The sequence below is a fragment of the uncultured Campylobacter sp. genome, from assembly GCF_938030785.1.
Taxonomy (GTDB): domain Bacteria; phylum Campylobacterota; class Campylobacteria; order Campylobacterales; family Campylobacteraceae; genus Campylobacter_B.
In genome coordinates this window covers 1-7,390 of the sequence record NZ_CALHIK010000138.1, presented here as the reverse complement: position 1 = coordinate 7,390, position 7,390 = coordinate 1, and the positions used below count along the sequence as shown (strand labels likewise).

Here is a 7,390-nt window from a genome sequence, read left to right as displayed (position 1 = left end):
GTAATGAGCTCAAAATCCTGCCGCGGCGCCTTAAAATCAAGCGCGATATAATCGATCAGCCCTAAGTTTAGCGCCTCTTCGATCTTTTGCGGATTCGAGCCGTTGGTGTCTACTTTGAGCAAAAAGCCGCGCCGCTTAACTTCGTGCGCCAGCGGGATAAAATCGCTCGCACAGGTGCATTCGCCGCCGCTAAATACGATGCCCTGAAGCTTGCCCGCGCGCGCATCCAAAAAGCGCAGAAACTCTTCGTTTGAAATTTTACCCCGTGAAGTAACGATTTGTGGGTTGTAGCAGTAATTGCAGCGCATATTGCAGCCGCAAAACCACGCGATCGCGGCGATGTGATCGGCAAAATCAAGCATCGTAAACGGCGTGATCTCGTAAATCTGCGCATTACGCAGGTTTAAGGCTTGCGGCGGCTTCGTATGCGTTTGTTGCATTTGGCCGGTAGCGGCGACTAGGCGATCTGCTTTTTGTCTTTTTTTTCTTCAAAAAAGACGCGCTCTTTGTGCTCGCCCTTCTTTCCGATATTAAAGCTCTCTACTGGGCGTAAATAGCCCATTACTCTCGTGTAAACGACGCATTTTGTGCGTTTTGCTTCTAACTCTTTTGGAAATTCCATTCTCCATCCTTTCATTAAGATTAAAATTTAAATCGTTATTTAGGCGCCTTTGCTCTGCTTGGCTTTGTATTCCGCGAGCAGCTCCTCATCGCATTTCGGGCAGTATTCATGCTCGCCGCTGATGTAGCCGTGCTTATGACAGACGCTAAAAATCGGCGTGATCGTGATATAAGGAAGCTTGTAGTTTTGCACTACGCTTTTTACGAGCTGTTTGCACGCCTGAGCCGAGCTGATGCGCTCCTTCATATACAGATGCAGCACCGTACCGCCGGTGTAGGAGCTTTGCAGCTCATCTTGCATCGCCAGCGCCTCGAACGGATCGCTTCCGAAATTTGCCGGAAGCTGCGTCGAATTGGTGTAGTATATGTTTTTATCAAATCCTGCTTGGATGATATCTGCGTAGCGCTTCTTATCCTCTTTGGCGAAGCGATACGTCGTGCCCTCGGCAGGCGTGGCTTCGAGATTGTATAGATTGCCCGTCTGCTCCTGAAACGAGCGGATCTTCTCGCGCAGATACTCAACCATCTTAAGGGCAAATTTACGCCCGAATTCCGTCGTAATATCCTCTTTATTTCCACTAAAATTTCGGATCATCTCGTTTGCGCCGTTGATACCTATGGTGCTGAAATGGTTATTAAAGCCCGGCAGATAGCGCTTCGTATATGGATACAAGCCGCGCTCAAACATCTCGGTTACAAATTTTCGCTTCTTTTCAAGCGTCGATTTAGCAAGCTCCAAAAGCTCGTCCAGCCTCGCATATAGCGCCTCCTCGTTATTTTTATACAGATAGCCTAGGCGGGCTAAATTTATAGTTACGACGCCGATGCTTCCCGTCATCTCCGCGCTCCCGAAAAGCCCTCCGCCGCGCTTAAGAAGCTCGCGCAGATCAAGCTGCAAGCGGCAGCACATCGAGCGCACGGCGCCCGGCTTATACGCCTTTGGATTGGGTACGCGCTCGCCCTTTTCGTTCGTGATATATTGCGAGCCGATAAAATTTTGAAAATAGCTCGAGCCTACCTTGGCGGTGTTTTCAAAAACCGCATCGGCTGCAGGAGTATCCCAATTAAACTCCTCCGTCAAATTTACCGTAGGAATCGGGAAGGTAAACGGCTGGCCGCACTTATCACCTGTCGTTAAAACCTCGTAAAACGCGATCACGATGCGGTTCATCTCAGGCTCGAAATCGCCGTAAGTCATCGCCTCAAGCGAGTCCTTGCCGCGCCTTTTAGCCTCTGCCAAAAGCTCCTCGTCGCGTAAATTTTTAAATAGATGCTCATTGTTATGCGTAGGGATCTGCGTTTTTAGATCATCCGGGCAGGTCATATCGATGGTGACGTTGGTAAACGGACTCTGACCCCAGCGCGCCGGAACGTTTAGGTTGAATACGAAGCTCGTAATCGCCTTTTTGACCTCATCGTCACTTAATTTATCGCGGAAAACGTATGGCGCCAGATAGGTGTCAAAGCTGCTAAACGCCTGTGCGCCCGCCCATTCGCTCTGTAAAATTCCAAGGAAATTGGCCATCTGATACAGCGCTTCGCGGAAATGCTTCGGCGCCTTGCTCTCGACTCTGCCGCGCACGCCGTTAAAGCCCTCGTTTAGAAGCACGCGCAAGCTCCAGCCTGCGCAATACGCCGTAAGGCAGTCCAGATCGTGGATGTGATAGTCGCCGTTTCGGTGAGCCGCGCCCTCCTCGCGAGAGTAAATTTTATCTAACCAGTAGTTTGCGATGACCTTACCGGCGGTGTTGTTGATAAGGCCTGCGTTTGAGTAGCTGGTATTGGAATTTGCCAAAATTCGCCAGTCCTGCTTGCTGATATATTCATTGACCGTCTGAGTGCAGTTGATGTAGGTCGTATCCTCTTCAAGCCCCAAAATGTGCTCGCGCTGCATCTTGTGCGTATGGCGATAGATCATAAAGCTTTTCAAAACGTCGAAATCGCCCGCTTCGAAGAGCTTTTTCTCGATGAGATCCTGAATGTCTTCTACGCTTAATTTATCCTTGAAAACGATCGCGCCCATTACGTTATCGAAGACTTTTTCATCAAACTCGGTACCGACGCTTTTGTAGGCTTTTTTGATAGCATCTTTTATTTTGTAGGATTGAAATTCTTGAAAACTTCCGTCTCTTTTAATGATTTTTTTCATAAGCACCCCGAGAAATTTTGATAGATTGAGAGGAAGTATATCGCGTTAAGAGTTAATTACAAATTAATCGCGGTGGAACGTTTATTACAGAATTTCTGTCCAGAAAAAACGAAATTTAACTAAATCTCGCTATAATCGCGGACGTTATTTTATAAAATTTGGAAAAAAGTATGAGAAATTTTAAAATAATATTTTTGACGATTTTGCTGGGCTTCTTTTTTGCGGGCTGCACCGCATTCAAAAGCTCTAAAAGCGCCGACGATTCGGCTATCTCCGAGATCGATCACGTAAAATATCCAAACGCCTATTTAGAGCGCATAGCCGGCGAAAGCGTCGCCGATCTGCTCTCTAGGCGTATCGTAAAGAAAAAAAGCGGCAGATTCAGCATCGTAGGCATCGAGCCTTTGGATAGCACAAATACCGGCGGCGTAGATACGGCGTTTTTGAGCAAAAAAATTAGAATTTCGCTGCTGCATTCTGGCAAAGCTGTCGTAACCGACGCTCCGAGCAAGGACGAGCTGATCTTCAGCAACGACGGCTTTAGGCGCACCGATCACACCGTAGGAACGGGCTCGATTTATGAGCCGGATTATATTTTAATCGGCAAAATTTCACCGGCCTCGGAGCAAAATCCGCCGTCCGCAAAGGGCAAAAAAGCCCTGGCGCAAGCAGACGATGCCCTATTTTTAGAACTTTTCTTGATCGATACGCAGAACAACAAAAGCGTGTGGAAGTATAAAAAAGCGCTTCAAAAGCAAATTTAAGGAATTTTTCGCTAAACTCACGATTCATTTTTTTGAAAGGCGGTGAGGAAAGTGCCTGGAGTAAAGGTATATCCGAACGAATCATTTGACGAAGCTTACAGACGCTTTAAGAAGCAGACCGATCGTAACCTAGTCGTTACCGAGGTTCGCGCGAGACGATTTTTTGAGCCGATGACGGAAGTCCGCAAAAAGCAAAAAATTTCAGCTCGCAAAAAGATGCTTAAACGTCTTTACACGCTACGTCGCTATGAGTCACGCTTGTAGCGATTTGCGCGGATTTGTAAATTTTAAATTTGCAGATCTGCGCGAAATTTTATCTCACATCTTTTTAAATTTACAGCCCGCTTAAAATTTTACCCACTCTGCTAAGGCTAAATTCTGCTCTAAATTTTAAAATTTACCTTTTAAATTTACGCGCCTCCGTGCGGCGTCCGCTTTGCAAGACTCCCACGCGCCGCTAAATTTTGAAATTTATTTTTACCTATTAGTTTTTTAGATATACTTCTGCATAAATTTCAAGGAGCGAATATGGATTTAAACGACTACCTGCACACCAGAGATCAGCAGCCCGTAAACCCGCAAGAAAAAGAGATCGCGCTCATCAAATACACTTTCATCGCAGCCTGCGCGCTTAAAGCGCTCGCAGAGCTAGCGCTGCTCGCGATGGGCACCTACGGCGGCTTGGGCGTGCTGCTAAGCACCGCGGCGCTCGTGCTTTTTATCTTTAGCGTGTACAACGCCGCAGGGCTCTGCGCGAGTAAAAGCCTCTTTCGCAACGCCATAATCGGCTTTGCAGCGATATTCGCGGGCGTTTTATTATTCATATTTTTAGCGGGCGGCATTATAGCTCATATCTTGCTTGCGCTTGGAATTATTGCGTCGTTTGCATTTTTCTTCAGATTTTACCAAGAGCTTGGCGACAGCAGCGCCGTTTCGTTGTTTTTCTACTGCTTCGTTTCGCTCGTACTTTCCGCGCTTGCCACCGCCTTTTTGGCGCGATTTTCCGTGCCCGCCGCGGCCTTGATAAATCTAGCCGCTCTGGTGCTCAACGCCTACGCGATGTTTAGCGTGACAAATTTCGCCCACTCCTACCGCGACTACGGACTGCGCGGCAAATTTTAAGACGCAAAAAAGGCGCCGATACGAAAGAAGCGAACCCGCGATGAAATTTAAAGATAAAATTTTAAAATTTCATCGCCGTAGACCCTCTGCGCGGATAAATTTAAATCTAAATTTTAAAATTTAAAGGGGCGAGTCGTGGTTAAATTTAGAAATTTTTGCTGCGTTATCTTCTGCGCTATGCTCTTTTGCGGCGCGCCATACAGCGCTGGCGGCGCAAACTTTGCGTCCAACAGCCCGAGTAAAATTTCAAAAGCAGATTCCGCAGACGTAAATTTAAACGCATCTGCGCAAGCAAACGCGCGCGTAAGCGCAGATCCCGGCAAAATTTCAAAGCAAAATTTTAAATCTGACTTCATCTGGGGCGTTACGATCGACGACGGCTGGTACGAGGACGCGCAAGACGCCTCGGGCGCGAAGCTGCAAAGCATCGTACGCGCCCTGCAAGCCCTACCCGCAAAGCCCACCGTGCGCGTCGTGATGTCAAAAGAAATTAGTCCGCGCGAGTATGAGCCCCTTTTTAGGCGGCTTAGCGAGGTTTCGTACGTGATGGCCTGCCCCGTGGACTCCTATGAGATGAGCTCGTACAAAAGCGTGAAAAGCTACGAAAAGAGATTTGCGGACGCCTACGCCGCACTTGCGCCCTACGTCGCGATCTGGGAGATCGGCAACGAAATAAACGGCGAGGGCTGGCTCGGGGACGATGCGAATTTCATCGCCGCTAAGATGATCGCGGCATTCGAGTTCATCCACAAGAAAGGCGCTAAAACGGCGCTTACGGCGTATTATACGCCGAGCGGAGTACAAAAAATAGAAATGCGCGAGTGGCTGCAAAAATTCGTGCCGCAGGATATGAAAGATGGGCTGGATTATCTTTTCGTAAGCTACTACGAGGACGACAATGAGGGCTTTGCGCCTGATTGGAGCGAAATTTTTACCGATCTGCAAAGCGCCTTTCCCGCTTCGAAGCTTGGCATCGGCGAGTGCGGAAACACGGCGTCGGACGCTACGCAGGCGAGCAAAAAGGCGATGATGAGGCGGTATTATACGATGCCGCGTTATGTGCAAAACTACGTGGGCGGGTACTTTTGGTGGTATTTCGTGCAAGACTGCGCAAAGGGCGCCGAATCTGGCACTTCAAACGACAAAGACGAGCTGCTAAAAAGCCTAATCGATGCTATAAATTTGGCTCATCGCGAGAAAAATTAAATTTATAAAGGCTAAATTTAGGCATTCCGATCTCCGAGCTTAAATTTAAGGCAATGCAAACCCGCTTTGATATAGAATTCTTTTCAATAAAATTTTAAACATAGGAGCGCAAAATGAAAATCCTACTGATCCTGGCAAATCAGCCGTACAACGGCTCGGACAATACCTACAACGCATTGAGGTTAGCGGAAAACCTGCATAAAAAAGGCGAGGAGGTAAGAATTTTCCTTATGAATGACGCGGTCGATCTCGCAAGAGATAGCACCGAAAAACCCGGGGATTACGACATCGATCTGCTCGCCAAACTAAAGGAGCTATACGGCGGCGGCGTGGCGCTAAAAGTATGCGGCAGCTGTCAAAGCAGATGCGGCTTGCACGCAGGAGAGCCCTACTTTAGCGACGAAATAAAAGGCAGCATGGATATACTTGCGACCTGGGTTTGCGAGTGCGACAGGACGTTTACGTTTTAGTTTAAATTTAGGCTCAAGATGGGCAAAACTTTCAAAGAAGCTTTTGCTATATTGATCTATAAATTTGCTATGAAATTTTATAAGAAGATTAAATTTGAAAAACGTTATTTTTAATGAAAATAGAAATCTAAGGGATTATGACAAAGATCCGATTACTTTGTACGATTATGAAGTTTTTTATGACAGTTGTATTACCGCCATACCGCTTTTATGCGCCCTGGCTATACCGCTTAGCATAAAAGCTTTGTTCGATAATGGAGTATTATCGGATATAGTTTTAGGAAATATTTTGGCATTCGGTATAGTTGCGTTTACGATTATCGTCTTTTTAATTTTTGGCAATCCAAAGAAAAGTAAAATTTTAATCAAAAACTCTATTGTTGAATTTTATGAAATAAATTCTAACGAGTTGAAATTAAGAAGAATGGTAGAATTAACAAATTTAAATGAAACCATATGCAAACCGCTTTTTGGTTATTCTAAGAAAAAAGGTACAAAAGCGATTCTAGTTTGCATCTTAATATTTAGTTTTGCCATGATAGTTGCTATGTCTTTTTTGTTTTTTATTGGGTTTTGGATATTTGGTTTTTTGGGATTATTACTAGCAAATTTTATTCTTTGTATAATTGTCGGCAAAAATGGCGATAGATTTTTTACTATATTCCCGAGAATAGCAGTAGCATCACCATATATGATGTCGTATGGCGGCGGCAATCTTACTCCGCCACAATATTATTCGTTAATAATTTATAATCGTAGCAAATACGAAGAAGTTAAAGAATATTTTTTAAATTTACACGACATAAACATTGATAACATTGAAAAAATTTATTTTTAGACGGATACGACAAGCGGTGCGAGCCTGTGGACTACGAAGTCATCTTGCTAAGAGGCAAAAGAAAGGCGAGCCGCTAAAAAGCCTTAATAAAGCGGTAGACGAGGCGCGAGGATAATACGCGGGGATTTAAAATTTAAAGCGAAATTTTATGCTTTTTGACTGCAACGAGGTAAAATTTGGATATGAAAAATTTTAAAAGAATTTTAAAAATTACCGCCTT

The 7,390-nt window shown here is 45.5% G+C and carries 7 protein-coding genes and 1 pseudogene; 6 read left to right on the top strand and 2 right to left on the bottom strand.

What is annotated here, in order from left to right; genetic code table 11:
- Together Q0438_RS07890 and Q0438_RS07885 are read right to left on the bottom strand one after the other, a co-directional pair.
- Positions 1–440: anaerobic ribonucleoside-triphosphate reductase activating protein (locus Q0438_RS07890; RefSeq protein ID WP_299189945.1), on the bottom strand; the 440-nt coding region annotated here is incomplete at its 3' end.
- Positions 441–457: 17 nt separating this feature from the next.
- A pseudogene (locus Q0438_RS07885) lies at positions 458–2,770 on the bottom strand (ribonucleoside triphosphate reductase).
- A 170-nt stretch (positions 2,771–2,940) separates the two neighbouring features.
- On the opposite strand from Q0438_RS07885, the gene Q0438_RS07880 reads away from it, so the two are divergent.
- The 6 genes from Q0438_RS07880 (at position 2,941) to Q0438_RS07855 (ending at position 7,170) form a co-directional block, all read left to right on the top strand.
- Complete coding sequence (locus Q0438_RS07880; RefSeq protein ID WP_299189944.1) at positions 2,941–3,534, top strand: hypothetical protein; 594 nt, start codon at positions 2,941–2,943, stop codon at positions 3,532–3,534.
- Positions 3,535–3,585: 51 nt separating this feature from the next.
- Complete coding sequence (gene rpsU / locus Q0438_RS07875) at positions 3,586–3,798, top strand: 30S ribosomal protein S21 (protein WP_005869392.1); 213 nt, start codon at positions 3,586–3,588, stop codon at positions 3,796–3,798.
- Between the two features lie 264 nt (positions 3,799–4,062).
- Complete coding sequence (locus Q0438_RS07870; RefSeq protein ID WP_299189942.1) at positions 4,063–4,656, top strand: hypothetical protein; 594 nt, start codon at positions 4,063–4,065, stop codon at positions 4,654–4,656.
- Between the two features lie 135 nt (positions 4,657–4,791).
- Positions 4,792–5,862, top strand: a complete 1,071-nt coding sequence (locus Q0438_RS07865; RefSeq protein WP_299189941.1) for a glycosyl hydrolase — start codon at positions 4,792–4,794, stop codon at positions 5,860–5,862.
- Between the two features lie 113 nt (positions 5,863–5,975).
- A complete protein-coding gene (locus tag Q0438_RS07860) occupies positions 5,976–6,332 on the top strand; it encodes a DsrE/DsrF/TusD sulfur relay family protein (RefSeq protein ID WP_299189939.1) in 357 nt (118 codons plus the stop codon).
- A gap of 94 nt (positions 6,333–6,426) precedes the next feature.
- Positions 6,427–7,170 (top strand): hypothetical protein, encoded by a 744-nt coding sequence (locus tag Q0438_RS07855; RefSeq protein WP_299189938.1) that lies wholly within the window; start codon positions 6,427–6,429, stop codon positions 7,168–7,170.
- Positions 7,171–7,390 lie beyond the last annotated feature (220 nt).

Coding starts and splice junctions, on each gene's coding strand:
- Q0438_RS07870 (WP_299189942.1), top strand. CDS start 4,063: ATGGATTTAAACGACTACCTGCACACCAGAGATCAGCAGCCCGTAAAC.
- Q0438_RS07880 (WP_299189944.1), top strand. CDS start 2,941: ATGAGAAATTTTAAAATAATATTTTTGACGATTTTGCTGGGCTTCTTT.
- Q0438_RS07860 (WP_299189939.1), top strand. CDS start 5,976: ATGAAAATCCTACTGATCCTGGCAAATCAGCCGTACAACGGCTCGGAC.